This is a genomic window from Rhizobium sp. BK313, from assembly GCF_014193655.1.
Classification (GTDB): Bacteria; Pseudomonadota; Alphaproteobacteria; order Rhizobiales; family Rhizobiaceae; genus Rhizobium.
The window spans coordinates 273,439-299,964 of sequence record NZ_JACHZQ010000005.1; the positions used below are offsets into that span (position 1 = coordinate 273,439).

At 60.3% G+C, this 26,526-nt stretch carries 25 protein-coding genes; 14 read left to right on the forward strand and 11 right to left on the reverse strand.

The window, feature by feature from the left end:
- Positions 1-87 precede the first annotated feature (87 nt).
- The 3 genes from FHT86_RS24845 to FHT86_RS24855 all read left to right on the forward strand — a co-directional run bounded on the left by FHT86_RS24845 (position 88) and on the right by FHT86_RS24855 (position 2,077).
- Positions 88-951, forward strand: coding sequence for a DMT family transporter (locus FHT86_RS24845; RefSeq protein WP_133708999.1), 864 nt, complete (start codon positions 88-90; stop codon positions 949-951).
- 87 nt (positions 952-1,038) lie between these two features.
- On the forward strand, positions 1,039-1,503 hold the full coding sequence (locus FHT86_RS24850) for a DUF1348 family protein (RefSeq protein WP_133708998.1): 465 nt from the start codon (positions 1,039-1,041) through the stop codon (positions 1,501-1,503).
- Positions 1,504-1,513: 10 nt separating this feature from the next.
- Positions 1,514-2,077: a TetR/AcrR family transcriptional regulator gene (locus tag FHT86_RS24855; RefSeq protein ID WP_133708997.1), complete on the forward strand. Its 564-nt coding sequence runs from the start codon at positions 1,514-1,516 to the stop codon at positions 2,075-2,077.
- 75 nt (positions 2,078-2,152) lie between these two features.
- On the opposite strand, the gene FHT86_RS24860 is transcribed toward FHT86_RS24855, so the two are convergent.
- Positions 2,153-2,707, reverse strand: coding sequence for a hypothetical protein (locus tag FHT86_RS24860; protein ID WP_133708996.1), 555 nt, complete (start codon positions 2,705-2,707; stop codon positions 2,153-2,155).
- A gap of 123 nt (positions 2,708-2,830) precedes the next feature.
- Here FHT86_RS24860 and FHT86_RS24865 point away from each other — a divergent pair, with 123 nt between their 5' ends.
- A complete protein-coding gene (locus FHT86_RS24865) occupies positions 2,831-3,463 on the forward strand; it encodes a TetR-like C-terminal domain-containing protein (RefSeq protein ID WP_133708995.1) in 633 nt (210 codons plus the stop codon).
- Between the two features lie 74 nt (positions 3,464-3,537).
- Here the strand turns inward: FHT86_RS24865 and FHT86_RS24870 are convergent, their stop codons facing one another.
- Complete coding sequence (locus FHT86_RS24870) at positions 3,538-4,455, reverse strand: LysR family transcriptional regulator (RefSeq protein WP_133708994.1); 918 nt, start codon at positions 4,453-4,455, stop codon at positions 3,538-3,540.
- Positions 4,456-4,570: 115 nt separating this feature from the next.
- On the opposite strand from FHT86_RS24870, the gene FHT86_RS24875 reads away from it, so the two are divergent.
- Both FHT86_RS24875 and FHT86_RS24880 read left to right on the forward strand, forming a co-directional pair.
- The gene (locus FHT86_RS24875; protein WP_133708993.1) at positions 4,571-5,326 is read left to right on the forward strand and encodes an SDR family NAD(P)-dependent oxidoreductase; all 756 of its coding nucleotides are present in this window, start codon (positions 4,571-4,573) and stop codon (positions 5,324-5,326) included.
- Positions 5,327-5,483: 157 nt separating this feature from the next.
- Complete coding sequence (locus tag FHT86_RS24880) at positions 5,484-6,809, forward strand: glucoamylase family protein (protein ID WP_133708992.1); 1,326 nt, start codon at positions 5,484-5,486, stop codon at positions 6,807-6,809.
- A 6-nt stretch (positions 6,810-6,815) separates the two neighbouring features.
- On the opposite strand, the gene FHT86_RS24885 is transcribed toward FHT86_RS24880, so the two are convergent.
- The 3 genes from FHT86_RS24885 to FHT86_RS24895 all read right to left on the reverse strand — a co-directional run bounded on the left by FHT86_RS24885 (position 6,816) and on the right by FHT86_RS24895 (position 10,856).
- Positions 6,816-7,805 carry an Ldh family oxidoreductase gene (locus FHT86_RS24885; protein WP_133708991.1) on the reverse strand — a complete coding sequence of 330 codons (990 nt, stop codon included), beginning with the start codon at positions 7,803-7,805 and terminating at the stop codon, positions 6,816-6,818.
- An 88-nt stretch (positions 7,806-7,893) separates the two neighbouring features.
- Positions 7,894-9,429, reverse strand: coding sequence for an aldehyde dehydrogenase family protein (locus FHT86_RS24890; protein ID WP_133708990.1), 1,536 nt, complete (start codon positions 9,427-9,429; stop codon positions 7,894-7,896).
- A gap of 143 nt (positions 9,430-9,572) precedes the next feature.
- Positions 9,573-10,856 (reverse strand): FAD-binding oxidoreductase, encoded by a 1,284-nt coding sequence (locus FHT86_RS24895; protein WP_133708989.1) that lies wholly within the window; start codon positions 10,854-10,856, stop codon positions 9,573-9,575.
- A 178-nt stretch (positions 10,857-11,034) separates the two neighbouring features.
- Between FHT86_RS24895 and FHT86_RS24900 the strand changes: the two genes are divergently transcribed.
- Together FHT86_RS24900 and FHT86_RS24905 are read left to right on the forward strand one after the other, a co-directional pair.
- Positions 11,035-11,271: an Lrp/AsnC ligand binding domain-containing protein gene (locus FHT86_RS24900; protein ID WP_133708988.1), complete on the forward strand. Its 237-nt coding sequence runs from the start codon at positions 11,035-11,037 to the stop codon at positions 11,269-11,271.
- Between the two features lie 217 nt (positions 11,272-11,488).
- Positions 11,489-12,691: a glycosyltransferase family 4 protein gene (locus tag FHT86_RS24905; protein ID WP_133708987.1), complete on the forward strand. Its 1,203-nt coding sequence runs from the start codon at positions 11,489-11,491 to the stop codon at positions 12,689-12,691.
- Here the strand turns inward: FHT86_RS24905 and FHT86_RS24910 are convergent.
- On the reverse strand, positions 12,658-13,512 hold the full coding sequence (locus FHT86_RS24910) for a glycosyltransferase family 2 protein (RefSeq protein ID WP_133708986.1): 855 nt from the start codon (positions 13,510-13,512) through the stop codon (positions 12,658-12,660). The genes FHT86_RS24905 and FHT86_RS24910 overlap by 34 nt on opposite strands.
- 187 nt (positions 13,513-13,699) lie before the next feature.
- Between FHT86_RS24910 and FHT86_RS24915 the strand changes: the two genes are divergently transcribed.
- The 5 genes from FHT86_RS24915 to FHT86_RS24935 all read left to right on the forward strand — a co-directional run bounded on the left by FHT86_RS24915 (position 13,700) and on the right by FHT86_RS24935 (position 20,910).
- Complete coding sequence (locus FHT86_RS24915) at positions 13,700-15,214, forward strand: lipopolysaccharide biosynthesis protein (protein ID WP_133708985.1); 1,515 nt, start codon at positions 13,700-13,702, stop codon at positions 15,212-15,214.
- 10 nt (positions 15,215-15,224) lie between these two features.
- Positions 15,225-17,012: an alpha/beta fold hydrolase gene (locus FHT86_RS24920; RefSeq protein WP_133708984.1), complete on the forward strand. Its 1,788-nt coding sequence runs from the start codon at positions 15,225-15,227 to the stop codon at positions 17,010-17,012.
- A gap of 487 nt (positions 17,013-17,499) precedes the next feature.
- On the forward strand, positions 17,500-18,654 hold the full coding sequence (locus FHT86_RS24925) for a GNAT family N-acetyltransferase (protein ID WP_166656870.1): 1,155 nt from the start codon (positions 17,500-17,502) through the stop codon (positions 18,652-18,654).
- Positions 18,655-18,836: 182 nt separating this feature from the next.
- Positions 18,837-19,505, forward strand: coding sequence for a response regulator (locus FHT86_RS24930; protein ID WP_133708982.1), 669 nt, complete (start codon positions 18,837-18,839; stop codon positions 19,503-19,505).
- Positions 19,495-20,910 carry a sensor histidine kinase gene (locus FHT86_RS24935; protein ID WP_133708981.1) on the forward strand — a complete coding sequence of 472 codons (1,416 nt, stop codon included), beginning with the start codon at positions 19,495-19,497 and terminating at the stop codon, positions 20,908-20,910. Before FHT86_RS24930 ends, FHT86_RS24935 begins: the two co-directional genes overlap by 11 nt.
- Before the next feature lie 40 nt (positions 20,911-20,950).
- Here FHT86_RS24935 and FHT86_RS24940 read toward each other — a convergent pair whose 3' ends face one another.
- The 3 genes from FHT86_RS24940 to FHT86_RS24950 form a co-directional block, all read right to left on the reverse strand.
- Positions 20,951-21,664 (reverse strand): DNA helicase, encoded by a 714-nt coding sequence (locus tag FHT86_RS24940; protein ID WP_133708980.1) that lies wholly within the window; start codon positions 21,662-21,664, stop codon positions 20,951-20,953.
- Between the two features lie 476 nt (positions 21,665-22,140).
- Positions 22,141-23,040: an NmrA family NAD(P)-binding protein gene (locus tag FHT86_RS24945; protein WP_312862501.1), complete on the reverse strand. Its 900-nt coding sequence runs from the start codon at positions 23,038-23,040 to the stop codon at positions 22,141-22,143.
- 18 nt (positions 23,041-23,058) lie between these two features.
- Positions 23,059-23,481: a DoxX family protein gene (locus FHT86_RS24950; protein WP_133708979.1), complete on the reverse strand. Its 423-nt coding sequence runs from the start codon at positions 23,479-23,481 to the stop codon at positions 23,059-23,061.
- A gap of 118 nt (positions 23,482-23,599) precedes the next feature.
- Between FHT86_RS24950 and FHT86_RS24955 the strand changes: the two genes are divergently transcribed.
- The gene (locus FHT86_RS24955; protein ID WP_133708978.1) at positions 23,600-24,505 is read left to right on the forward strand and encodes a LysR family transcriptional regulator; all 906 of its coding nucleotides are present in this window, start codon (positions 23,600-23,602) and stop codon (positions 24,503-24,505) included.
- Positions 24,506-24,795: 290 nt separating this feature from the next.
- Here FHT86_RS24955 and FHT86_RS24960 read toward each other — a convergent pair whose 3' ends face one another.
- Entirely contained in the window at positions 24,796-25,677 is an 882-nt protein-coding gene (locus tag FHT86_RS24960; RefSeq protein WP_133708977.1) for an ABC transporter permease, read from the reverse strand.
- A 13-nt stretch (positions 25,678-25,690) separates the two neighbouring features.
- Positions 25,691-26,509 (reverse strand): ABC transporter ATP-binding protein, encoded by an 819-nt coding sequence (locus FHT86_RS24965; RefSeq protein ID WP_133708976.1) that lies wholly within the window; start codon positions 26,507-26,509, stop codon positions 25,691-25,693.
- Positions 26,510-26,526: the final 17 nt, after the last annotated feature.

The window sequence follows — 26,526 nt, forward strand, 5'->3', positions numbered from 1 at the left end:
ATAACAGTTTGCAAAAATTGTACTGCACCGTCTCTGGAATGACCAGCCGACTTCGCCGATACCGGCCAGCAAACTTGGAGCATGGACATGGACAAGACGACGGGTGGCTGGATTTACGGAATGATGGGCGTGCTGATCTTCAGCGGCTCGTTGCCGGCAACGCGGGTGGCGGTGATGGATTTCGATCCTGTCTTCCTCACGGTCGCCCGTGCCGCGATCGCCGGCATCCTGGCGCTGTGCCTGCTGCTCGCCTTTCAGGAGAAGCGACCCGTTCGCAGCGACGTCATTCCGCTTACCATCGTCGCGCTCGGTTGCGTCGTTGGCTTTCCGCTGCTGACGGCGCTGGCGCTCAAGCATGTCACCTCGGCCCATTCGATCGTCTTCATCGGATTGCTGCCGCTTGCCACAGCCATATTCGGAGTGCTGCGCGGCGGCGAACGGCCACGGCCGGCCTTCTGGATATTTTCCGCCATTGGCAGCGCCATCGTCTGCGGTTATGCGTTCGCACAGGGCATTTCCGCATCGCCGGTCGGCGATCTGCTGATGCTGGCGGCAATTCTCGTCTGTGGCCTCGGCTATGCCGAGGGGGCGGTGCTGTCGCGCCGGCTGGGCGGCTGGCAGGTCATTTCCTGGGCGCTGGTCCTGTCGCTGCCGGTGATGATCGCGCTTTGCCTCCTCACCATGCCGCAGGCGATCGGCGGCATCGGCGAGCCAGCCTGGATCGGTCTGATCTATGTCTCGCTCTTCAGCATGCTGATCGGCTTCATCTTCTGGTATCGCGGTCTGGCGCAGGGCGGCATCGCCGCGGTCGGGCAACTACAACTGCTGCAGCCTTTCTTCGGCCTCGCGCTCGCCGCGGCACTGCTGAAGGAGAGCGTCAGTTGGTCGATGCTTGCGGTGACCCTTGGCGTCGTCGCCTGCGTGGTGGGCGCAAAGAAATTTGCGCGATAGCGAGCCTCTCGGAAAAACGCATAGCGTCCTCTTGCCCTTCTAAACCGATCGGTCTATACAAATCCAATCAGTCTAAAGGAGCAAGTCATGGCCACCCCACTCGTACCGCCATTTACCCGCGAAACCGCTATCGCCAAAGTTCGTCTGGCAGAAGACGGCTGGAACAGCCGCGATCCGGAGCGCGTTTCGAAGGTCTATACCGAAGACAGTCAATGGCGGAACCGCGCCGAATTTCCGCGCGGCCGCAAGGAAATCGTCGAATTTCTCACCCGCAAATGGGCCAGGGAGCTGGACTACCGGTTGATCAAGGAGCTATGGGCCTTCGACGGCAACCGCATCGCCGTGCGTTTCGCCTATGAATGGCACGATGACAGCGGTCACTGGTTTCGTTCCTATGGCAATGAGAATTGGGAATTCGATGCCGACGGCCTGATGCAGCGCCGCTTTGCCTCGATCAACGACATGCCGATCAAGGAGCAGGACCGGAAATTCCATTGGCCGCTCGGCCGCCGCCCGGACGATCATCCGGGGTTGTCCGATCTCGGCCTCTAAGACAAAAACGATGCCGCGAACCATCTTCGAAAAATCGGACGCCATAACCCTCGTCGCCGAAGTCTTTCGCGAACTTGGCTACGAGGGCGCGTCGATGAGCAACATCACCGCGCGCACCAAATTGTCGAAGGGCAGCCTCTATCACTTCTTCCCTGGCGGTAAGGAGGAGATGGCGGCAGAGATCATGGCCAATATCGACGCTTGGTTTGTCGAGGAAATGTTCAAGCCGCTCGAAGAGGACGAACCGCGCGTCGCCATTGCTCGAATGTGGGAAACGTCAGACGCTTACTTCCGCTCGGGTCGACGCGTCTGCCTCATCGGCGCCTTCGCGCTCGACGAAACACGCGATCGTTTCCCATCGGCGATCCAGGGCTATTTCAAACGTTGGATCGAAGCGCTTGCCGGCGCGTTGACGAGAGCCGGCGTCGACGCGTCGGAGGCGCAAGAGCTCGCCGATGAGGCTGTTGTTGGCATCCAGGGTGCGCTGACCCTTGCCAGGGCGCTCGGAAACGATGAGATTTTTGGGCGGACGCTTCGAAGATTGAGGGAGCGGGTGGAAGCCGGGTTGACGTGAGTCATGCGCCCGAGCCCGGCTACAAACCAACAATTCGATGCTTCAAGCCCGCCAACGCAAAAACCCCGCGAGAGCCTAACGCTCCGCCGCTTGCTGGCGTACTCGCTCCGGATACCATCCCGTAAATCTGATCGCGCCAACAAGCGCCACGATAGTTGCGATTATCCCAACCTTCGCCGGCACGTCGGGCGCATAGAGCAAAAGAACATCGGCGGCGGCCATCACCGCGAAGGCAAGCGCCCAGACTGAGGTGATGACATAGTTTGTCCTAATGAAGACCTGGCTGTCCCATAATTCGCTTGCTACCTGCTCGCGGGCATATTGCAACGTGAACGGGCGGCGGATGGCGATGGAGATCAGGACGACGGCCAGTAGGCCGGTATCCACAGCCAGACGGACGGCAAAAATCGACCCCATGGGACCGCCGAGCAGAGCGTAGAGCGCAAGGCCGCTGAAAAGGATAGTCGTGCCGATCTCCAGAATTTTCGGCGCCTTGCCGAGAATGAACCAATCACGCAGCAAGAGAATGAACGAGACGAGCGCAGCCAGCAGCAACGCCTCGGTCGGGCCAACGAACCGGTCCACAATCGCAAAGACGATGAAAGGCAGAAATGCCAGGAGAAGACCCATGGGATTTTCGTTCGCTGAAGAGGTGGAGCGAAACGAAAAACTCGCCCACGTCAAATGTTGACGGTGACAATATCCAGCGTCACCCACTTGTCAACAGAAATGTTTCCATCGTAAATATTCGACATGGTTCATGAAGTTGCCGATGTTGTCTCCCGCCGCCCCTATCACCATGGTGACCTGAAAGCCGCCCTGCTTGCGGAGGCGGCGATAATTTTGGAAAAGGAGGGCATTCAAGCTCTGACGCTGCGCGCCGCGGCAAGAGCCGCCGGTGTCTCGCATGCCGCTCCCAAAAACCATTTCGGCGATCTGACCGGTCTGCTGAGCGAACTGGCGGCCCTCGGTTTTGTCCGCTTCGGCGCGGCACTTGCCGATGCGATGGCTGAAGCCGGAGACGATCCGCGTCAGCGGATCAAAGCGATGGGTCGCGGTTATGTCGGCTTTGCCGCCGCCCATCCCGGCCTCTTCGCCCTGATGTTCCGCAGTGAAGCGCTCGATCACGACCGGCCGGCGCTGCGCGATGCGGTCCTCAACGCCCGCCAGGCCCTTGCCGCCGCCGTCCGTGCCCGTACGCCCGACAAAACGATGGAGCCGCTGCAGATGGCCGCACAGGCGACAGCGCTCTGGTCACTGGTGCATGGCTTCGCCATGCTGCTGCTGGAGGGACGCCTGAACGGCATGATCAGACCGCTTCCAGGCAACGAGACAGCAGATACTTTGCTGGACGCGGTGCTGGCGGCCATCCATGTCGGCGATTGAGCCTCTTGGACGTCGCCGCTGAGGCCCGCGGCGGTTCCGGCGGTGCGTTGATGCCGAGCTCGGCGGCAGTCATATCACCGCGGCCATCTCCACGACGGCTGCGACAGACGTGTTGTCAGAAACTCCGCCAACGCCTCAATCTTGGCCGGGCGGGCGCGGGCGGATGGGGTCACCAGATAGAGGCCGCCGCTTTTGATCGACCAGTCAAGCAAAAGTGATTCCAGCCGACCATCTGCAAGATATTCCGCAGCGACGAATTCCGGCAGTTCGGCAATACCGAGACCGGAAAGCGCCATAGGGATCAGAGCATCGACATTGGTGACCCGGAGCTGTCCGCGCGGCGACACCGTCTCCTCTTCGCCGGCCCCATTGACGAGGCGCCAGACATCCTGGCGAGCGCGATAGGCATAGCCAAGACAATGGCGCTCATCGAGATCGTGCGGATGCGAAGGCCTGCCATGTCGGTCGATGTAATCGGGCGATGCGCAAACGAAACGGGCGACGGAAGCAATCTTGCGGGCCACCAGCGAGGAATCCGGCAGGACGGCTATCCTGAGCGCCGCGTCGAAGCCGTCCGCCACGAGGTCGACCACGGCATCGCTCAAATGCAGGTCGATCGAAACATCGGGATAGGCGCGGAAGAAATCCGGCAGGATTGGCGCAAGCCAGCGCAGCCCGAAGGACATCGGCACGGCAAGGCGGATCAAGCCACGCGGCATGCCCGCCATATCGCGCGCCTCATTCTCCGCTTTTTCCGCCTCGCAATAGATTTGGCTGGCGCTCGCGGCAAGCGTGCGGCCAGCATCCGTGAGGGAGAGCTGACGCGACGTGCGGTTCAGCAACCGGACGCCCAGGCTGTCCTCCAGCCGGCTGACGCCGCGCGACACAGTCGCGACGGAAACGTCCATGACCCGCGCCGCGCCCGCAAAGGATCGCTCCTCGGCCACTTTGGCGAACATCGCCATTCCTTCGAAATCCGGCAGCTTCGACATCGACAATTCTGCAATGATAGTTTTCGTTTCTTTCTATTTCGAAACGATGGTCGCGTCCATACCTGTTCGTCAGGCATTCCGCCCAAACCGAATGAACAGAGAAATGGAACGAGACATGACCCGCAAACTCGAAGGCAAGATCGCCGTCGTCACCGGCGCCACCACTGGCATCGGCCTCGCCATCGCCAAACAATTCGCCGAGGAAGGTGCTACCGTCGTCCTCACCGGCCGCCGCAAGCCGGAACTCGATGCCGCCGTTGCCGCCATTGGACCGCAAGCTTCCGGCATCCAGGCCGACTCTGCCAAGCTCGCCGATCTCGATAGTCTCTACGCCCAAGTGAGCGCCGAGAAGGGCCGGATCGACGTACTCGTTGCCAATGCCGGCGGTGGCTCGATGCTACCGCTCGGCGAAATCACCGAGGAGCAGTATGAGGACACCTTCAACCGCAACGTCAAGGGCGTGCTCTTTACCGTACAAAAGGCGCTGCCGCTGCTTGCCGACGGCGCATCCGTCATCGTCACCGGCTCGACCGCCGGCAGCACCGCGACGCCGGCCTTCAGCGTCTACGCCGCCTCGAAGGCCGCCAGCCGCAACCTCGTGCGCAACTGGATCCTCGACCTGAAGGACCGCAAGATCCGCGTCAACACGCTGAGTCCCGGTCCGACCAAGACGCCTGGTCTCGTCGACCTCGCTGGCCCCGATGCCGCCAACCAGCAAGGCCTGCTCGACTATCTCGCCTCGCTGGTGCCGCTCGGCCGCGTCGCCGAACCGGTTGAAATCGCCAAGGCCGCCGTCTTCCTCGCCTCCGACGATTCAAGCTTCATCACCGGCAGCGAACTTTTCGTCGACGGAGGCCAAGCCCAGGTCTGATACATCATTTTGGGAGCACCGACTGGTATATCCGGCCGGCGCTCCCATCTTAAACAATCGTCCACAAAAACGTGGCAGCATCAATCATCTTTGATTTGCAACTGTCCAAGCTCCTGTGCTCAGCAGAAAACGGGGGCGCCGAGGAGATGGATAGACCATGCTGCAACAGACCAACGAAACCGACGATGCGCTGATCGATCGACTGCAACGTTCGGCCTTCGACTATTTCATGCTTCACACCAATCCGGAAAACGGGCTGGTGGCGGACACCTCGATCAAGACGAGCCACTGCAGTATCGCCGCGGTCGGTTTCGCGCTGTCGAGCTATCCGGTCGCTGTCGAACGCGGCTGGATCAGCCGCGCAGACGCTGCACAGCGCGTGCTGACTGCGCTCAATTTCTTTGCCGAAAGCCAGCAGGGCGAAGAACGTGGCGCCACCGGTCATCGCGGCTTCTATTATCACTTCCTCTATATGGCGACCGGCAACCGCGCCTGGAACAGCGAGCTCTCGACCATCGATACCGGCCTGTTCCTGATCGGCGTGCTAACGGCGGCCGCCTATTTCAAGGGTTCCAGCCAGGACGAAAAGAATATCCGCGCGCAGGCGCAGTTTCTCTATGAGCGTTGCGATTGGCATTGGGCACTGAACAGGGGGCAGACGATCAGCATGGGCTGGAAGCCGAGCAGCGGATTCCTGCGCTGGCGCTATCAAGGCTACGACGAGGCGATCTTCCTTTACGTCCTGGCGCTCGCTTCACCTACGCATCCCGTTCCGTCATCGAGCTACGACGCCTTCGCCTCGACCTATACTTGGATGATGTTCAAGGACACGCCCTATCTCTACGCCGGGCCGCTGTTCATCCATCTCTTCTCCCATGCTTGGATCGATTTCCGTGACATCCGCGACCGGCATGTGGCCGACAAGGAAACCGATTATTTCCGCAACACTCAGACGGCGATTGCCGTTCAGCGCGACTACACCGACCGTAATCCCGGCCACTTCGTCGGCTATGCCAAGGACATCTGGGGTCTGTCGGCCTGTGACGGCCCCAATCCGACCGGCACCAAGCATAGCCGCCGTTACAGCCCGAAAGTACTTGGCTATGCCGCACGTGGCGCGCCGCTCGGTCCCGATGATGGCACCATCGCGCCTTGGGGGCCGCTCTCCTGCCTGCCGTTCGACCGGCAAGCCGCGCTCGACGGCACGAAAGCCCTGCTCGACGCCTATCCCAACCTGTTGCTGGACGGCCGCTTTCCCGGCGGCTTCAACCCCAGCGTCAAAGGCCCTGGCCCGGAAGGCTGGGTCGACGACCGCTCCGTCGCCATCGACCAGGGCCTACTCGTCATGATGATCGAAAACGAGCGTACCGGGCTGATCTGGAACCTGATGCGGCAATCACCAATCCTGCGCCGCGGCCTGGAACGCGCCGGCTTCACCGGCGGCTGGCTCGACAAAAAGCAGGCTGCACCGGCGATCGCCTGATCTTTCTCAAAGCTTCTCGATCGCCGCGATCACGTCGTCCTCAACGGAAATTCCGTTCGCCAGCGCCGCGCGGCGCGCCGTCTGGCCACGCCGGCCGGGCAGGCGGACATTGGGATCATTGGTGATTTCGCTCGCCAACAGGGCCAGCCGCGTTGCCGTGTCGGCGGCACTCATCGCAGCCGGATTGATGGCGATGATCGTTTGGCCGAGTGCGGGTGGCGGGCCTTGGTCGTCGAAGAGCGACGACGCTTCGAAAGCATAGTTGGCGCCGGTCAGACCGGCCGACAGGATTTCCACCATCATCGCCAGTGCCGCCCCCTTTGATTCACCGGCGGGGATCATTGTGCCGGCCAGCGCCTCCTCGGCATCGGTCGTTGGCTTGCCGTTGCGGTCGAAGGCCCAATCGGACGGGATCGGCGCGCCCTTCTGCCGGGCAGCCATGACCTTGCCGCGTGCGACTTTCGACAGCGCCAGATCGATGACGATGGGATCGGCATCCGGCAGTGGCGCCGCAAAGGCGATCGGGTTGGTGCCGAAGACCGGCTTCTTGCCGCCCCAGGGCGCCATCGCGGCCGGCGCATTGGCGACCATCAGCGCCACCAGCCCCTGATCGGCAAAGCGCTCGACGGTAAGGCCCATCACGCCGGCATGATGGGAGCGGTTGATGGCGGCGAGCGCAATCCCCTGCTCACGGGCAACGACGGAAAGCTCGGCAACGGCAAGATCGAGCGCCGGATAGGCATAGCCGTTGCCGGCATCGATGCGCAGCACGGCAGGATAGGGCCGGGTCAGCTGCGGTATGGCGAAACCATCGGTCTTGCCGATCTTTGCCTGCGCAGCATAGGCAGGCACACGACGCAGACCATGGCCGCCCTGCCCCGCAGCCTCCGCCGCGACGAGGGCGACGGCTACCGAACGAGCATTTTCCGGACTGACCCGATTGCGCCGCAACGCTTCCACGACCAGCGTTTCAGCCTCGGCGAGCGACAGATGCATGATGAAGAACCTTGAAATGAATAAGGAGGGCGAAGACGTTTCTACGCCCTCGCCCTCCTCATCGCAATGCAACAATTGTTCGCTTGCCTTACGCCACGTCGAACTTGACACCCTGCGCCAGTGGCAGCGTTCTGCCGTAGTTGATGGTGTTCGTCGCCCGCCGCATATAGGCCTTCCAGGCATCCGAACCGGACTCGCGGCCACCGCCGGTCTCCTTCTCGCCACCGAAGGCACCGCCGATTTCAGCGCCGGAGGGCCCGAGATTGACATTGGCGATGCCGCAATCCGAACCGCGCGCCGAGACGAAGGCTTCGGCCTCGCGCATATCATTGGTGAAGATCGACGACGACAGACCCTGCGGCACGGCGTTATGCAGCGCCAATACCTCGTCGAAATCGACGTACTTCATCACGTAGAGGATCGGCGCGAAGGTTTCTTGTTCGACTGGGCCGGTCTGTGTAGGCATCTCGACCAGGGCGGGACGGACGTAGAAGGCATCGGCCGAGCCGTTTTCGACGCGCTCGCCACCGGTAACCTTGCCGCCGGCCGACTGCGCTTGGCCGAGAGCCACCTGCATCTTGTCGAAGGCATGCTTGTCGATCAGCGGGCCGACGAGCGTACCCGTTTCCAGCGGATTGCCGATGGTGACCGAGCCATAGGCCTTCTGCAGGCGCGGCACGAGCTGATCGTAGACGCTTTCATGCACGAAGAGGCGGCGCAGCGTCGTGCAGCGCTGGCCGGCGGTACCCATGGCGGAAAAGGCGACGCCGCGCAGCGTCAAGTCGAGATCGGCCGTCGGGCATACGATCGCGGCGTTGTTGCCGCCGAGTTCGAGGATGGCGCGGGCGAAGCGATTGGCGAGGCGCGGTCCGACAGCGCGGCCCATAGCCGTCGAGCCGGTCGCCGAAACCAACGGAATTTTTGGATGATCGACCAGAATCTCGCCGACATCACGGCCGCCGATGATCAGGGTCGAGAGATTGACCGGCGCCTCGCCGCCCTCGGCGACATAGCGCTTCAGCGCTTTCTCGAACAGGGCCTGCACCGCAAGCGCCGTCAGCGGCGTCTTTTCCGATGGCTTCCAGACAGTGGAATTGCCGCAGACGATGGCAAGTGCTGCATTCCACGACCAGACGGCAACCGGGAAATTGAAGGCGGAGATGATGCCGATCGGCCCCAACGGATGCCAGCTTTCCATCATACGGTGTTCGGAGCGCTCAGTGGCGATGGTCAGGCCGTAGAGCTGGCGCGACAGGCCAACTGCGAAATCGCAGATGTCGATCATTTCCTGCACTTCGCCAAGACCTTCGGAGGTGATCTTGCCGACTTCGATGGAGACGAGGCGACCGAGCGCCGCCTTGCCGACGCGCAACTCTTCGCCGAGCAGGCGGATCAGCTCGCCGCGCTTCGGCGCCGGCACAGCGCGCCAGGAAAGAAACGCCTCATGCGCCTTGTCAATCGCTGTTTTCGCTTCAGCAGCCGAATGCTCCCTGAGCCGGCCGATCTCGGCGCCGGTCACGGGTGAGGTGACGGCAAGTGTTCCGCCCGTATAGCGATCGGCGGCAACGCCGAGTTCGGTCAGAATTGCCTTGGTCTCGGTGGCGAGATCGAGTGTGGCGGTCATGTCATCTTCCTCTTCTTGTTATGATGGTCCGGTTCCCGTCCCTAGCATCCCGCTTTCAGGTGGAATCACCTGCGAGCGGATAAGATGCTCCAGATTCAATAGACTAGAGCGACCTTTGTGCATGCAAATGAACGCACGGCACTCTAGACCCTTGCGCCGACAAAATGCGCAGCCTGGGCGCCGGCTTCGTACCACATTTCCTTCAGCGCCCGAAAGCCGGGCTCGCGGGGATCGGTTAGTGGTAGCGGCAAGTCGGCTTCGGAGACGTGGCCAAGAATATGGTCCGACACTATCTTCCCGAACACCGTTCCCGGCGCGATGCCACGGCCATTATAGCCCGAAAAGCCGATGACATTCGGCGCGAACCTGTGGAAGCGCGGCAAGGCATTGTCGGTCATGCCGATCTTGCCGTACCACTCATTTTCAAAGGCGATGTCTCCAAGCTGAGGAAACAGCTTCTTCAGCGAACGCCGCGCCCAGTTCTTGTGGACGGCGAGCCCGGTATTGCGCAATGCCCCAACGCTGCCGAAGACAAGGCGGCCGGCCTGGTCCATGCGGAAGGACGACAAGATTTCCTTCGTATCCCAAGCACCCTCCCGGCCGGGCAGGACCGACTTGCGAAGGTTGTCTCCAAGCGGCACGGTAGCGAAATTGAAATAGGGCAGATGCACCTGCTCATTGCGCACCTGCTCCCAAGGGCCGGTGCTATAGGCATCCGTCGCGACGACGATCCAATCCGCGCTGACACTGCCGCCCGACGTCCTGACGATCCATCGCCCACCATTTTTCTCCGTCGCCGTCACTTGGGCGCCGGTATGGATCATAACGCCGGCCTTGGCCGCAGCATGCGCCAGACCACGAACATAGGCCAGCGGCTGCAACGTGCCGGCGCGCATATCGAGCAGCGCCCCCGCGTAAGCAGAACTCCCCACCCGCCGCGCCGTTTCGCCAGCGTCGAGTATGGAGACGGGAGCGCCGCGTTTGCCCCATTGCTGGACCCGCTCCTCAATCTCCTTCAGCCCCTCAGAGCCAACGGCGCAATGCAGCGTACCGTTACGCTCCAGCTCACAGGCGATGCCATGCTTGTCGATCAGCGCCATCACCAGCTTCGGCGCATCGCCCAGGAGCCCCAGCAGCCGTTCGCCATGGACCGGACCGAGCACGCCGGGCAGGTCATCCGGCATGACCCACATGCCGGCATTGATCAGGCCGACATTGCGCCCCGCGCCACCAAAGCCGATTTCGTTGGCTTCCAGCAACACGACCCTGGTTCCGGCTTCGGCCAGGTGCAGCGCCGAGGACAGCCCGGTATAGCCGCCGCCGACCACCACCACATCAGCCGAAACATCGCCGGCAAGCGGCTCCGTCGCAGGCGGCGGCGGTGCGGTCTTCTCCCAGAGTCCGTGAGAGCGAGGGTCGTTCAGCATAGAGTCGATCCAATTGCCTAAAAGAATCCGGCCAATCTAGCGCCACCTCCTGACTTACGGAAGCGGCAACAGCGACATCCGGTGGACAGAGAAAAACTTGCATGGCCATGCCGCTTTCGACCATTATAGGGCGAAGCGCCGGCCGGCATCGCGGCCGCGACAGAGTCAGGACAATCTCATGAAGCCCATTTTCGTTCAGCTCCAATGCGCTCCCGGCAAGACCTATGAGGTCGCGGACGCCATCTACCAGACGGAGCTGGTCTCGGAGCTCTATTCCACCAGCGGCGATTACGACCTGCTGCTGAAGGTCTACATCAAGGACGAGCAGGATGTCGGCAAGTTCATCAACGACAACATCGCCAATATTCCGGGCATCGTCCGCTCGTTGACCACGCTGACGTTCAGGGCGTTTTGAGAGGTCGGGCTGGGTTGACGGGCTCACCGACCAGCCCAGCCGCCCTTGCCGAAGGCACGCACATTAACCCTCTTGCACGAAACCGCTTGGCCTCTCCTCCGCAATTAAGCTCTTTTTAACCGGCAAAATGGTCTGGTTTGAGCGCTGATCAACGGACGGCGCTTTCGTGCGCCTGATCGCCGCGGCTTAGCGCGGCCCAAAGATCGAGGGCGGATCGATGACATCGGTTATTTCGGATATTCAGGCACAGAAACCGGCGGGACCGCTGATCGTGCATGTTGTGCGCCAGTTCCTGCCCAACAAAGGCGGGCTGGAGGATGTGGTCGCCAATCTCTGCCGGCAGTTGATCGGCCGCGGCTATCGTGTTCGCGTCGTCACGTGCAACAGCTTGTTCTCCGATCCGACCCATGAACTTGCGCCGACCGAAACGATCGACGACATCGAGATCGTCCGCATCCCCTGGTCCGGCTCCAGCCGCTATCCATTGGCGCCGCAGGTGTTCAAGCATATCGCCGACGCCGACCTGATCCATGTCCACGCCGTCGACTTCTTCTTCGATGCGCTCGCCTGGGGTAAGCTGTTTCATGGCCGCCCGATGGTCGCCACCACCCATGGCGGCTTCTTCCACACGCCGAAATACGCGGCCATCAAAAAGCTGTGGTTCAACACAGCAACACGGCTTTCTGCTCTCGGCTATGCTGAACTGATCTGCTGCAGCCAGTCGGATGAACGACTGTTTTCCAGCATCGCCGCGCGCCGCACCCGCCTGATCGAGAACGGCGCCGATGTCGGCAAATTCGCCAATTGCGCGGCACTCGAAGCCCGCCGCCGCATCGTCACCATCGGCCGCTTCTCCGTCAACAAGCGGCTCGACCGCATGCTTGGCGTCATGAAGGTGCTCGCCGCCCGCCATCCGGAGTGGCATCTCGATATTATCGGTGCCGTTTCCGATCTCGACGAACCGACGCTGCAAAAAGAAATCGCCACCCGCGATTTGGGCCGCCATGTATCGCTGCATGTGTCGATCGACAATTGCGCCATCCGTAACATCATTGCCCGCGCCTCGCTTTTTGCTTCCGCCTCTGAATATGAGGGCTTTGGACTAGTGGCGATCGAGGCGATGAGCGCCGGCCTCCTGCCAGTGCTGCATAAGAACGACGCCTACAAGGCGCTCGCAGAAACCCATCCGACGCTGATGCTTTCCGATTTTTCCAATCCGAAAACCGCTGCCGACGCGCTGGCGGTTGCTTTCGCACGCCTCGAAGTCAAAGGGCTCAGCCTAAGGGAAGAGCTCGTTCGTGATGCCCGCGCCTATGCGTGGGATGAGGTCGCGCAGCGCTATGTCGATGTCTATGCGGAAGCAATGACACCAACAGGCGAACGGCATCACCCCCTGCGCCAACGCGGCCAGGTGGCATAACCTTCCAGAATACCCATGAGCCAGGCGCGCTTGTAGCGCGCCGTGTCAGCCTTGCATCGCACCACCGCCGCCAGCCAACTGGCGATAGGCCTGCACAGGCGATAGCCGACATAAGTAAGCGGAAAGCGCTGCTTGCGCATGAGCGCGCCGAAACCACGGCCATATTTGCGCGCCCGCTCGATCTGCCGCGGGCCGTATTCGCTGGTGACCTGATCATGGTGGACGATCAATTCTGGAAAAAACATCAGCCGCTTGCCTGCAGTCAGGGCACGCAGCAGAAAATCCGCTTCTTCGCCGCTTTGAAACGGCGAGTCCGAGCCGACCCCGAGATTCTCATCGAAGCCGCCAATGCCGGGCAACGCCGCGCGGCGGACGAAGATGCTATTGGAATTACCGCACTTCAGATAGTTCCATCGCGTCACCGCAAGTGGCGTTTCGCCCGTCGGGCTGACGGAGGCGACGCCGCCGGCATCGAGTGTACGGCCGGTGACGATGGCAAGCTCCGGATGATCGACAAACAGCCGTTCCGCCGTCTCCAGCGTATCGGGCTCATACCAGCAGTCATCATCGGGAAAGCAGACATAGTCGCCGATCGCCGCTGCCATGCCATTGTTGCGCGCCCGCGAAAGACCCTTGGCAGAGCGGATATGGCGGATCACGAAAAAGGGCGAAAAGCTTCCGATCAACTCCAGCAGCCGGTCGTCCGGATTCTGATCGACGAGGATCACCTCGAATTCCCTGTGGCGCTGGTTCATCAACGACAGAAACAACCGTTCCAACTGGTCGAAGCGGTCGATCGTACAGACGACGAGGCTGAACAAGGGAGACCCTCCGAGCAACTGCATGACAGCCAATATCAGAAGAATTGAATATTAGCTGAAGTAAAAACGAAATTTACATTAGGAATAAACGCTAAATATTAAGGCATATGAAATACAGCAGGCGCTATCTCCATGAAGAGCCGGGCATTTACGGCCACTTTCGGCGACTTGAGGAACGGTAATCTTCATGACGAAGAGCATCATGGCGAATTCGGCGTTGAACGCCGCGGCGGGACTGATCCTACTGGCGACCGGCTTTGCCTGTTCGATCATCGCCGCTCGTCTGCTTGGGCCGCAGGCCAACGGCATCATCGCCTTCTCGCTCTGGCTAACGACGACGGGGGCGCTCGTCGCCGAACTCGGCACCGGCGTGACGCTACTGCGCATCCTGCCTCAGTTGAAAATGCAGGGCTATTCGACGGAGGAACGGCGCGGCTTCGCGGCTTATTTGCTGCATCCGACGATCCTGTCGACGCTGATCCTGCTTGCCGGCTATACCGCCTATTATTGGGAAGCGGAGCGGCTGCATTGGGCAAACGATACATCCGCCATTATCGCCATCACCGGCGCGTTTTTCGTCCTGCAGTCGCTGGGTGCCTACAGCAAGAACTATCTGGTCGGCGAGCAACAGCTCGGCGCTTTCCTCCGCATGACCCTGACAAGCTCGGTGCTGCAGCTCGCCACCGTGCTCCTCGGCGCCATCTTCTTCGGCGTGAGCGGCGCACTTGCCGGCTATGCCATCGGTCAGCTCCCGATGTTCATCTCGACCCTGAGGATCGCAGTCGCGCGCCGGAACAGCTGTGGCGTCGGCCTTGGCTATCTCGTCAGTTCCTCGCTCATTCTCTCTGCCGAATTCATCAACAGCTCGATCTTCCTGAACCGCATCGAGCTGGTCTTCCTGCAGCACTATTGGGGCATCGAAGCTGTCGGCTTCTATGCCGTCGGCCTGTCGCTCGCCAATCTCGCACTGCAGCTTCCGGTGCAGTTGAGCGGCAGCCTGCTGCCCTACTATTCCGAACAGATGCATTCGCAGGCGTCGGGCAAACTCCCGGTCCATGTCTTCGAGGGCGTGGCGCGCAGCATTTCCTATATCACCCTGCCAATGAGCTTCGGCCTCGCGGCCATTGCCCCTGAACTGGTGGTAACGATCTTCGGCAAGCCTTTCGGTCCAAGCGGCAGCATGGTGGCGCTGCTGTCGCTGACGGCGGCTCCTTACGTCTTCATGCAGATCTGCACGCAATATCTCTATTCGATCGACCGCATGCGCGAGCGCACCATCATCGGCGGCGTCGCCAGCGCCATCATGGTCGTGGGTTGTTTGATTGCGGTGCCCTCTTATGGCGGCGAGGGTGCTGCCCTGGTGAGGCTGCTGGCCTTCACCGCAATGTGTCTGCTGATGGTCCGCCGCATGGAATTTGAAGGCTCGATGCACAGCATGTTCATCAGCCTTGCCAAAGTGACCGCCGCCTCCGCGCTCTGCGCCGCCGCAGCCTATGGCTTCGTTCACGTCCTGCCCGGTATTCCGGGCCTTGCCAGCGCCATTATTGCCGGCGTCCTGGTCTACGGATTGGCACTCCGGCTGCTGAATGCGGTACCAGCGGAGGATATCGCCGTCTTGCAACAAATTGCTGCGCGCCTGCCCCGGCGCGCCCATCCGATTGCCGTTCACGCGCTGGCATGGCTGGCGCCGCGCCGAATTTGAGGAGAATGCCATGGCTGCGTTGGGAGCCGCCGAGTACCAGGGTCCACTTCGGGAGATGACCGCTACAGCCATGCCGGTAACCTTTGCCGGCACTGTCGGTCTGTTCATGCCCGCCGCCGCGCCGACGAGACAGACGGCCGTATTGTTCCTCAGCCCCTGGGGTTTCGAGGAAATGTGCGTCCGCAAATTCTGGCGCATCCTCGCCGAGGATCTTGCCAAGGCCGGCATCGCCAGCCTGCGCTTCGACTATGCGGGCACAGGCGATGCGCTTGACATTGCCGATCCGGGCGAAGGACTGATGCTCTGGGAAGGTACGGCACTCTCCGCCGCCGCCATGCTGCGATCGCTTTCCGGCTGCGAGCGGCTGATTCTGGTGAGCCAGGGGCTCGGAAGTGTCGTCGCCCTTGATATCGCAGAGCGGCTCTCGGCCATCGACGGTATCGCCCTGCTCGCTCCGACCATCTCCGGCCGTGCCTATCTGCGCGAATTGACCGTGTGGTCGAAGATGATCGACGAGGGCATGGGGCTCACCGAAACGCAACGCCGGACCGAGGGCGTCACCATTGCCAGCCTGCAGATGCCGGACGTCATCGTCGCTGCAGTCAAGAAACTCAACCTGATGACGCTTGCCCAAGTCGGCGCGCCGGATTGCCTTGTCCTGAAGCGACCCGGCCGCCCTGTCGACGCCGATTTCGCTGCGCATCTCGAAACCCTCTGCCCGCGTGTCGAACGCGGCGCCTATGACGGCTATGACGAACTCGTGTCGAACCCGACCATCGCCACCATGCCGCTCGAGGCTGGTCGGAAAATTTTGGATTGGGCAAAGTCGATCACAACGGAGCCCGCGACGGCATCGCGCAAAATTCTCCGGGCGCCCCGCGCCGAAGCGCTGATCGGCGACGGTTTTCGCGAGACGCCACTGCGCTTCGGGGAGGATAATCGCCTCTTCGGCATTCTCTGCGAACCCTCTGGCGACCGCGCGGGTGCGACGGCATTGCTCCTGACCACGGCCTATGACCGCCATGCCGGCTGGGGCCGAATGTCGGTGACCATGGCGCGGGCACTCGCCCGCGACGGGATCCCTTCACTGCGTTTCGATACCGCCAACGTCGCCGACAGCCCGCCGCTTCCTGATATGCCGGACCAGGTGCTCTATTCCCGCGATCAGCCTCGAGATGTCAGCGCGGCGCTCGACATTCTGGAAGCCAAGAAACTGTTGCCGGCCTTTGCGGTCGGCCGTTGCAGCGGCGGCTATCTCGCCTTCCAGGCCGCCATTCGCGACAGCAGGTGCAGCGGCCTGATCACCGTCAATCCCTACGCTTTCTTCTGGGATGAAACCCAATCGGTAGACGAAGCTCTGCGCTTCGTGCCGCGTTCGCTTGAGACCTACCGCCAGAAATTCCTGCAGTTTGAGACGCTGAAGCGGCTCTACGGTGGCCAGATCGATGCCAAAAGCGCGGCACGCAATATTGTTACGGCGCTGGCGCGTCGCGCCGTCCGGCTCGGCCGCCCCCTGCTCGGTGTTCTCCCTTTCTTCGCCGGCGAGCACGAAACGGTCATCAACGGCTTTCGCTCGCTCACCAAACGCCAGGTCGATATTTCGTTGATCTACAGTGCTCACGACATCGGTCTGGATCATTTTCGCGAACATTTCGGCGAGGATGCCGCCGGCCTGAAGAATTTCCCCGACATCCGCCTCACTATCATTCCCGACGCCGACCACAATCTGACGCCGCCCTATGCGCGCAAAGTCTACCTGCGTGAAGTCAGGGAGATGGCATTGAGACTAGGGGAATGAAGGTTTCGCCCCTGGCGGGCGATAGAGCCCGTGCGATTCACCGTTAGTTTGGCAACGTTCCATCGAAGCCACCGAAATGAGCATCACCGTACCATCGGTGGATATCTTCGCGCGTCCTGCTTGTGCTCACCCCGGTGTTGCCACTCGAACACAAAACCGTGACCGATAAAATTGAAGTATCGAGGCCGCGCATCAGTTCAAACACGGAGCCGTGCAGTAATTTAAAAACATTTCATCAGGTACGTTTGAATAACCGTCCAAAATTGATCGTATATTTATTGAAATACCTGATAAACTGATAAAAGATATTCAAATTATATTAAAATTTTAAACACTTATTAACTATATAAGTAAGCTATGCTTACATGTTATGAGGCTCTAGTGTAACTTAAGACCAAGGAATTACTTTGATTACGTTAGAACCATAAAATTTAAAGCTCAAATGAGCAAATACGCAATATGGTTGCGTTCATTGACGGACCTAGAGATGACAGCACTTCCTACAGATGATTTTACAGATCAAAGCTGCTCCGTCATTACCGATATGGGTCAGATGGCTGAGCTGGAAAGCGAATGGAACGAACTGTGGCTTAAAGCCAAAGGTTCCTTCTATCAAAGCTATTCGGTCTCATACCATAGCTGGAACGAAATTTCCCGCCCAGCCGGACGTTCGCTCTTCTGCGTCATTGTTCGCGAAAAAGGCAAGCTGGTTCTTGTCTTTCCTTTAGTAAGATATCGCAACGGTCCGTGTTCGATGGTTCGCCCTCTCGGACCAGATGCCGCACAGACCACGGATGTGCTGGTCGATCCGCAATCGGATTACCGACGGAATATCAGGCTGGCATGGCGGACAATCGAACGATCTTCCAAAGTCGACATCATCCGCATGCCATTTGTTAAGGTTGGATCGATCCTTGATGAATTGATCAATGAAAGGCGAAACCTTGCGTGCGAGGCCGACATCGCGCCCTTTGCCGATTTGCAGGATCAGACGAGTTGGGATGCCTATGCCAAAATAATTGGTGCGAACTCCCGCCAGCAGCTTAATCGGAAGCGGAAAAGGCTTTCCGAACTCGGCAACTTCGAGTTTATCGAAGTCGATCCGGTTACCGGTCCAACCTATGCAATCGAACTCATGGAGTGGATGTTCGCGCAGAAGAAAATATGGTCCGAGCGGGTCGGCAAGCACGGCCCCTGGATAACCTCAAAAGACTATCAAAACTTCATGTTCAAGTGGATCACCGATTCCACCAATATCCAGAGGATGCGCATCTATGCCATCCTGATCGATAAAGTGCCGATCGCCATGAAACTGGCATCTTACAGCGTATCTCATCTGGATCTGATTATCGCCGCGTTCCATTCGGATCCGCAATACGCGAAATATTCGCCAGGATTTGTGCTGGACGAATTCTGGATGAAGATTGTATTTGAAAAGCGCCTGAACGTTGATTTTGGCGCGGGCAACGAGCCCTACAAGTTGTTTTGGTCGAGAAACGTCAAAAACGACCTCGCAAGCTATCATATCCCGCAAACGTTGATCGGAAACACGGCCACGCGATTGTGGCGCCTGAAGCGCGAAACGATCGCACACCTGGCCGAGCGTCGGAAGCGACAAACTGAGCTGGCAAATGCAGCTTAGTCGCTAGGCTCACCATCATTCTGCGAGATATCAGGGCGGCGGCGCCTTCCCCTGCCCTCTAAAATCCAGCCCCTAACCCAGCGGCCAAGTGCTGGTTCCGGCCTCCCGCCCGCGAGGGCAAAATAGACTTCAGACAACCCAAAACGCTCGCAATATCCGGCACTTGCTATATACTTGCCCCCATGAGGCTGCTGATCGTCGAAGACAACCGCGAACTGGCGTCCTGGCTCGGCAAGGCGCTGCGTCAGGCGCAATATGCCGTCGACATCGCCTATGACGGCGAGGATGCCGAGCACATGTTGAAAGTGGCGGGTTACGCGGTCGTCATCCTCGATCTGTCGCTGCCGAAAATCGATGGTTTGACGCTGCTGAAACGGTTGCGCCAGGGCGGCAACAAGGTGCCGGTCATCATCTTGACGGCCAATGCCAGCCTCGACGGACGGGTCGCCGGGCTCGATAGCGGTGCCGACGACTATCTCGCCAAACCCTTTGAAATCGCCGAGCTGGAAGCCCGCATCCGCGCTGTCGTCCGCCGCGGCCATGACCGCGCCGCGCCCGAAATCGCCGTCGGCGACCTGCTGTTCGACGGCGGCACGCGGCAGTTCTTTCTCGGCGGAGAAACCCTGGCACTGACGCCGCGCGAACATGCCGTGCTCGAACATCTCGTCATGAAGGTCGGCACGACGGTGACCAAGACCGCGCTTTCGGAAAGCGTTTTCGGCTTCGACGATCTTGCCGACACCAGCGCCATCGAAATCTACGTTCACCGTGTCCGCAAGAAACTCGAAGGCAGCGCCGTGCAGATCGCCACGCTGCGCGGCCTCGGTTATCTCCTTCGCCATGCGCAATGATGCAGTCCGCCCACACAAAGGACGCCTGCGCCGCGCCATCTCGGGGCTGACCGCCAGCCTGCGTGCGCAACTGTTTGCCTGGGTGGTGCTGACGCTGATCGGGGCGATCTGCATCAATCTCTACCTCAGTTTCCATTCGGCGAACGCCACCTCGGATCTCGTCACCGACCATACGCTGCTTGCCTCGGCCCGTGTTATCGCCGAAGCTGTCCATGTCGACGCCAATGGCACCGTTCAGGTCGACATTCCCCCCGCCGCACTCGAGATGTTCGATACCGGCTATGGCGATCGAGTCTTCTATCAGGTGGTGACCGCCTGGGGGAACCTGGTCGCCGGCTATCCCGATCTGCCGCAGCCGAAGAGACAGCAGATCGGCGAAGATACGGTATTTCGTGCCGATCAGGTGCGGGTAATGATGCTGAACCACCCGATCGTCGGCCTCGGCGAAGACAGCACGATTTCCGTCACCGTCGCGGTCACCCACAACAGCCAATACGCCATGCGCAGCAGGCTATGGCTGTCGGACTTCACCAAGCAGCTCGTGCTGGTGCTGCTCGCCGGTCTGGTGACCATTATCGGCCTGCAGCGCGGTCTGGCGCCGGTGCTGCGGCTGCGCGACGCCGTGCGCGAACGCGGCCGCCAGCGGCTCGATCCGCTGGAGCCTGACATGGTGCAGAGCGAGCTGCGCCCTCTGGTCCATGCCCTTAACGATCACATGGAGCGGGTGCAGAACCAGATGGCGGCGCAGCGCCGCTTCGTCTCCAACGCCGCGCATCAGCTACGCACACCGCTCGCCCTGATCTCGACGCAGGCGAGCGTGGCGGCGCGCGAGGACGACACCATCAGGCGCGACGAGGCGCTGACGGCGCTGCGCTCCAGCACGAAGCAGGTGACACGGCTGGCAAGCCAGCTTCTTACCCTGTCGCGGGCCGAACCCGGCAGTCGCCGGCCGCGCAGCGACACGATCGACCTCGTCGCCACAGCCCGGCAAGTCCTGGAGAACCTGGCGGAGGAAGCCCTGAGGCGCAATATCGATTTGGGATTGGAGGCCGATGGCGTGCCGGTCCACGTCGAAGGTGACGGCACCATGCTGCGCGAGATGCTGGTCAATCTCGTCGACAACGCCCTGCGTTATACCCCGGCGGACGGAAGGGTCACGGTCGGCGTTGCGCGAGAAGGCGACGAGGCCGTGCTATGGGTGGAGGACAACGGCCCAGGTATTCCGGAGGCCGAGCGGGCCCAAGTCTTCGAGCGTTTCTACCGGATTATCGGCACGGAGCCGGAGGGCAGCGGTCTCGGGCTCGCCATCGTCCGCGAAGTAGTCGACGGCGCCGGCGGTACTGTCACGCTCGGCGACGCGACCGGCGGCGGTCTGCTGGTGACCGTAAGGTTGCCGGCGGTTTGACCGATTCCAAACCGCCGGCAACCAGGAATCAGCCGGATCGTTATCCTGCCGCCCGAAGCTGGACCTCGCCCTTGTTCAGGAAAAATGTCTTGTCGAACAGCGCCAGATCCAGCGGATTGGGCAAGCGGACATCCTTCAGATCGGGATAGGCTTTTACCGACGGATCATAGGACCGATCGATCTGCGAGATGAAGACGAGGATCAAACCTCTTTCACGCGCGAAGGACCTCAACGCCCGAACCTGCACCATCAATTCCGGCTTTTGCCGGTTCTGGTCGAGTATCTGCAGATAGTCGATGACCACCAGCGTTCCCCTGGGCGCCGATGCCAGCCTCTCCATGATATAGTCGGCGCTGATCGCGTCGGAGCTGTCGAATTCGAACAGGCCTTCGAAATGCTCGAACTCCACGCCGATCGCCCGAAAGCGACCCTCAATGTCCCTCTCGGTATATTCCAGCGAAAAGAAGACGCCTCGATTGCCTGATCTCATCGCCTCGACGGTCAGCCTGAGGCTCATCAAGGTTTTGCCTTGCAGCGGGCGGCCGCCCACAAGTACCAGATCGCCGTGGTCCAACTGTGCGAAGATTTCACCGGCGGGCGTCGTCGCATCCGCTCTCGTCGCAAGCAAGCTCCAGCCGCGGAAGCCCTCTTCGGCGGCTATCCGGTCAAGCGCTTCGTGCAAGGGGATTTTCTGCTCGCGCGACAACAGTCGCGCCTTGCGTTTCAAACGATAAAGTGGGCTAGAAAGCCTCATGTAAAAACCTCCTATTGCGAGCAACGATCGCAATCCCTCCTTATGCTTGGCGCTCGAACAGTCGGTTCGATGATCGATCAGCCCCGCATGAATGATACTTTCCCAGACGGAGGGGGGAGGCATGGGCTTTGCCGAGATCAGACCATAAACTGATTCTCGCCCGGAGAAAATTGCGCGATTGGGCAGCAAGTGCCACCCAGTGGTTCGGCCGCATATGGATGGCAACTTTGCGCCAAAAGCAGACATGCGCTCCCCACGGAGCGGTGACCGATTTGGGCCGAGAGCAGTCGGGCCGCTATGAAATGAAAAGACGCGGATAGCGGACTTTTCCTAAGCCAAAAAGTCCGCTATTCGAAGATTCAGAAGATTGGGCTAGAGTAGACGGGCCCCGTGTCGACTTGAACTTTTGAGTGCTTCCCGCGACGCGTCCGACGCAGAAGCGGGTAGTCTCCGTCATGCCTGGATCCGTTCCCGACTTACGCCTTAGCGGCGTTCTGTACAGCCGCGAAGACATCGCGTGCGGACGTTGTACCCGCTACGTGCTCCGTACCCTCGACTCCGAGGGCCATCCATCCTGCATTCACGGCCTCAAACATTTCTTCGGCAGGTCCGGTGCGGTCCTTCGGGATGCCGAACTGCTCGAACGCTTCCGCCCACCCTGCACGCGGGACTGCAAAGGCTTTCACGTCGAGTTTCAGGACTTCACCCAATTGCGCCGCGACTTCATCCGCGCTGACCATCGAACCAAGCTCGATGACGCGCTGTCCTGACCAGGCTGGCCCGGTCAAAAGGGTTGCGACCTCCGCGCCGATGTCGTTCGTCGCGACCATGGTCGATTTCCGGTCTGTCGGATTATAGTAGACCGGTAGCATGCCACCTTGGGCGACGTGCAAGCCGTAAAGGAAGTTTTCGAAGAAGCCGCCTGCGCGCACAAAGGTGACCGGAGATGCCAGATTGCGAAAACCTTGCTCCAGAAGCGACAGCGCGGTGATCATCCCAAGCCCGCTGGTTCTGTTTGCACCCATCGACGAGAGCGCCACCACTCGCGGCGGCGCTGCCTTGGTGAGCGCTGCGACATAGTTCGCAATCACGCTCTTTGCTTCTTTGTAGTCAGGCGAAGGCGCCCATACAGAAGGCAACATAACAAACGCACCTTCAACGCCGTTGAGCGCCTGCTCGATGGCTGCCGAGTCATTCCAATCGCCGTCTACCAGCTCCACGCCTTGGGCCGCCCAACTAGCCGCCTTTTCGCGATTGCGGACGAGCGCGCGTACCTTATTGCCTTGTGCCAACAGATGTTGTGCCGTTGCACCACCGACTTTTCCGGTAATTCCCATTACTAAAAACATGCGTTTTCTCCTGATTTTTAGGGACACAATAATGCCCCTGTTGGTTCATTGGATGAGCGGCAAAATGGCCCGGATACGGGGATCGCGCAGATAGAGGCCGCCCCATGTCATCGCGCCCAGAAGCAGGGAAATAAGTTCCGGCGGCGATCCCAACTCACCGATGCGCACATGGGCGCAGATGGCACCTCCCAGAAAGCCAGTCACCAGGATCGCACCGAGGACAGTGGTGGCCGGAATGGCGTAAAGGATGGCGCAGGCGAGTATGATCGGGCCCACCACATGGGTCAGGCCCATCGCGAACCCGGTTTCCTGCAACATGCTCGCAATCTGTGCCGGTGCGAAAAGCTGAATAAAGCCATCCGCTACCAGAGCGATAACCACAATCGCGCTCATTATCCGGCCGGCCCAAAGGGCGCGATGCAAGGCTTTGGTTTCAGGCAACTGATGCAGGATCATAGTTTTGGACACTTGTCGTTCTCCGATGTGGTCATCTAATTTCGAAGGCTACTGTGTCTCTCAGATATGATAAATGCCTAGGGACCGAACTCACTGTTCTCTTTAATGTGAACAATACCGAGGCACGAAAATGCAGAATCTCGAACCCATCCTCATTTTTGTAACGGTAGCGGAAATGGGGAGCTTCACTCACGCAGCCGATAGCCTGGGCATCCAAAAGGGAAGGGCGTCAATGGCGATCCGGAAGCTGGAAGAAGATGTCGGTGTCAGGCTCCTGCACCGGACGACGCGCAGCGTGCAGTTGACGGAGGACGGGCGCGCATTTCATGCCCGTGCCCGCGATCTGCTTGCTGAAGTCGATGACCTACACTCGATGTTCGCAGGCGATCGCGTAGCACTTCGCGGGCGTTTACGGGTCGATCTTCCGACCGAGGTTGCGCGCACAACGATCGTGCCGGCCTTGCCGGATTTCATGGCGACTCACCCCGAGTTGGAGCTCGAGATGTCAAGTACGGATCGGCAAGTTGATCTGGTTCAAGAAGGGTTTGACTGCGTATTGCGCCTCGGTCCCATTAGGGACGAGACGCTGATTGCCCGCCCGCTAGGCCTGTTGCGTATGGTCAACGCTGCCAGTCCCGCCTATCTGGCGCGCTATGGCGTCCCTCTATCGCTAGAAGATCTCCAGCGCCAGGGGCATCGGACAATTCATTTTTCGACGATGCTGGGCGCAAGACCCTATGGATGGGAATATCCGGATGGCGACAGCTACGCGACGCTTCAGTTGCCAGGTGCGCTACACGTCAACAGCGCGCAGACCTACGACGCCGCTGCCCTCGCCGGCCTTGGCCTAATTCAGGCGCCACTCTTGGGAATTGGCCAATACTTTGAGAGTGGAGCGCTTGTGGAGATCATGCCCGATTTTCGTCGCCGGGCGATCGCCGTTTCCCTCGTTGTAGCACATCGGAGCAATCTGTCGCGCCGAGTCCGCGCATTCATGAAATGGATCGAAGATGTGCTGACGCCGTATCTGGAATAGATGGCCGCTTTCGGGACGACTCACTTTGCCCGAGAATGTCGAGGATGCAGGCGCAAAGCCGTCCTTTAATGGCTGGACTGTCAATGTCCGCTATGGGCCGCCGCCGTGAGAAGGCGTCTCCTTCACGCCAAGTTTTATCTTGGTGGCGGCTGTTACGGAATTCCGGATAAATGTTCCCGTAAGTGTCTTCGCATAGCCGTCGTCCACGATGGGGCAGCGCCTAGCTGACGGCAAAAAAAGAGGCCGGGTGGGGGGCCCGGCCTTGGGAGTTAACTGAATGCCTTGGCGGCTTATTGCACATCCATATGCTGCTGCGGACGCCATCTGGTGATACGATTTTCGACGAGCGTCATCACGTATTCGGCGCCAAGCGTCACCAGCATCACCAGGATGATCGCGGCATAGAGGCCGGCAGCGTCGTAGGTGCCCTTGGCGATCGAGATGAGGTAGCCGATACCGGCGAGAGAGCCGACGAATTCGCCGACAATCGCACCGATGATGGCGAACGAGAAGGAGATGTGCAGGCTCGCAAAAATCCAGCTCATCGCCGACGGCAGGATCACGTTGCGAGTGACTTTCCAGTTCGAGGCGCCGAGGATGCGGGCATTGGCGATCATGTTGCGGTCGGCCTCACGCACACCTTGGAAGGCGTTGGCGAAGACGACGAAGAACACCATGATGAAGGCGAGCGCTACCTTGGAGGCAAGCCCGAGGCCCATGATCATGACGAAGATCGGCGCCAGAACGACACGCGGGATCGAGTTGATCGCCTTGATGTAGATCGACAGAATGTCGGAAAGCAGCTTGTTGCGGCCGAGCGCCACGCCGACCAGCACACCGGTGACCGAGCCGATGACAAAGCCAATCAGCGCTTCTTCCATGGTGACGCCGAGGTGGTACCAAAGCGATCCGCTTTCGGTGCCTTCAGTGATCCATTCATAGAGCCTAAGGCCAATGCCGGTCGGGCTGGAATAGAAGAACGGGTCGATCCAGTGCAGGTCCGAGGAAAGCTGCCACAGGCCAAGGATCGCCACGAGGATCGCGACCTGCCAGAAAAGGACGACGTATTTGCGGCGCTTGATCGCTTTCAGCGCCGCGGCTTCGATTTCCGCGTCCGAGGTGCCGGTGCGGAAGATCGGGGCATTGCCTGCCTCAAGGGCTGTATTTGCCATGATCAATCCTCCCTTATGCCGCTTCGGCGGCGCGGCGATAGCTGGTTTCGACCTCTTCGCGGAGGTCGTCCCAGATCGTCTTGCAGTAGTCGATGAAGTTCTGCTCGTAGCGGATCTCCGAGACGACGCGCGGACGCGGCAGGTCGATCGTATAGACCGACTTCACCGTCGCTGGCCCAGCCGTAAGCACATAGACCTTGTCGGCGAGCGCCACGGCCTCTTCGAGGTCGTGCGTGACGAAAACCACCGAAGCCTGGCGTTCGGCCCAGAGCTTCAGGAGCTCCTCATGCATCACCGTGCGGGTCTGCACGTCGAGCGCCGAGAACGGTTCATCCATCAGCAGGATTTCGGGCTCATTTATGAAGGTTTGCGCCAGCGACACGCGCTTGCGCATGCCACCCGAGAGCTGATGCGGATAGTGATGCAGGAATTTCGTGAGGCCGACGCGAGCGAGCCAGTCCTTGGCGCTCTTCTCCGCCTCCGCCGCCGATTTGCCGCGAAACAACGGGCCGGACATGACATTGTCGATGACGTTCTTCCAGGGAAAAAGCGCATCCGTCTGGAAGACGAAGCCGACGCGTGGATCAATGCCGTTGACGGGACCACCCATGAGGCGGACTTCGCCGGCACTCGGCTTGGCAAGACCGGTAACGAGATTGAGGGTGGTCGACTTGCCGCAGCCGGTCGGGCCGACGACGGCGACGAATTCGCCCCGCTCGACGGTCATGTTGAAATCGCGCAGCGCCGTCAACGATTTGCCGGTCGGGGATACGAAACGGCGGCTGACATTGATGAGCTCGATCGCCGGCGTCCGGCGTCCATCCTGTTGCATGGTGCTGATCCTGACGC

Bases quoted from the DNA above. Each gene is read 5' to 3' on its own strand.
- FHT86_RS24885 (WP_133708991.1), bottom strand. From the start codon at position 7,805: ATGCATCTGTCGCTCGCCGAGGCTGAAACGCTGGTCGTGGAAGCGTTG.
- FHT86_RS24895 (WP_133708989.1), bottom strand. From the start codon at position 10,856: ATGCTGAACGACCCTCGCTCTCACGGACTCTGGGAGAAGACCGCACCG.
- FHT86_RS24965 (WP_133708976.1), bottom strand. From the start codon at position 26,509: ATGCAACAGGATGGACGCCGGACGCCGGCGATCGAGCTCATCAATGTC.
- FHT86_RS24855 (WP_133708997.1), top strand. From the start codon at position 1,514: ATGCCGCGAACCATCTTCGAAAAATCGGACGCCATAACCCTCGTCGCC.
- FHT86_RS24915 (WP_133708985.1), top strand. From the start codon at position 13,700: ATGACGAAGAGCATCATGGCGAATTCGGCGTTGAACGCCGCGGCGGGA.
- FHT86_RS24870 (WP_133708994.1), bottom strand. From the start codon at position 4,455: ATGTCGAAGCTGCCGGATTTCGAAGGAATGGCGATGTTCGCCAAAGTG.
- FHT86_RS24890 (WP_133708990.1), bottom strand. From the start codon at position 9,429: ATGACCGCCACACTCGATCTCGCCACCGAGACCAAGGCAATTCTGACC.
- FHT86_RS24930 (WP_133708982.1), top strand. From the start codon at position 18,837: ATGAGGCTGCTGATCGTCGAAGACAACCGCGAACTGGCGTCCTGGCTC.
- FHT86_RS24850 (WP_133708998.1), top strand. From the start codon at position 1,039: ATGGCCACCCCACTCGTACCGCCATTTACCCGCGAAACCGCTATCGCC.
- FHT86_RS24925 (WP_166656870.1), top strand. From the start codon at position 17,500: ATGACAGCACTTCCTACAGATGATTTTACAGATCAAAGCTGCTCCGTC.
- FHT86_RS24865 (WP_133708995.1), top strand. From the start codon at position 2,831: ATGGTTCATGAAGTTGCCGATGTTGTCTCCCGCCGCCCCTATCACCAT.
- FHT86_RS24935 (WP_133708981.1), top strand. From the start codon at position 19,495: ATGCGCAATGATGCAGTCCGCCCACACAAAGGACGCCTGCGCCGCGCC.
- FHT86_RS24875 (WP_133708993.1), top strand. From the start codon at position 4,571: ATGACCCGCAAACTCGAAGGCAAGATCGCCGTCGTCACCGGCGCCACC.
- FHT86_RS24845 (WP_133708999.1), top strand. From the start codon at position 88: ATGGACAAGACGACGGGTGGCTGGATTTACGGAATGATGGGCGTGCTG.
- FHT86_RS24940 (WP_133708980.1), bottom strand. From the start codon at position 21,664: ATGAGGCTTTCTAGCCCACTTTATCGTTTGAAACGCAAGGCGCGACTG.
- FHT86_RS24880 (WP_133708992.1), top strand. From the start codon at position 5,484: ATGCTGCAACAGACCAACGAAACCGACGATGCGCTGATCGATCGACTG.
- FHT86_RS24920 (WP_133708984.1), top strand. From the start codon at position 15,225: ATGGCTGCGTTGGGAGCCGCCGAGTACCAGGGTCCACTTCGGGAGATG.
- FHT86_RS24905 (WP_133708987.1), top strand. From the start codon at position 11,489: ATGACATCGGTTATTTCGGATATTCAGGCACAGAAACCGGCGGGACCG.
- FHT86_RS24860 (WP_133708996.1), bottom strand. From the start codon at position 2,707: ATGGGTCTTCTCCTGGCATTTCTGCCTTTCATCGTCTTTGCGATTGTG.
- FHT86_RS24955 (WP_133708978.1), top strand. From the start codon at position 23,600: ATGCAGAATCTCGAACCCATCCTCATTTTTGTAACGGTAGCGGAAATG.
- FHT86_RS24900 (WP_133708988.1), top strand. From the start codon at position 11,035: ATGAAGCCCATTTTCGTTCAGCTCCAATGCGCTCCCGGCAAGACCTAT.
- FHT86_RS24960 (WP_133708977.1), bottom strand. From the start codon at position 25,677: ATGGCAAATACAGCCCTTGAGGCAGGCAATGCCCCGATCTTCCGCACC.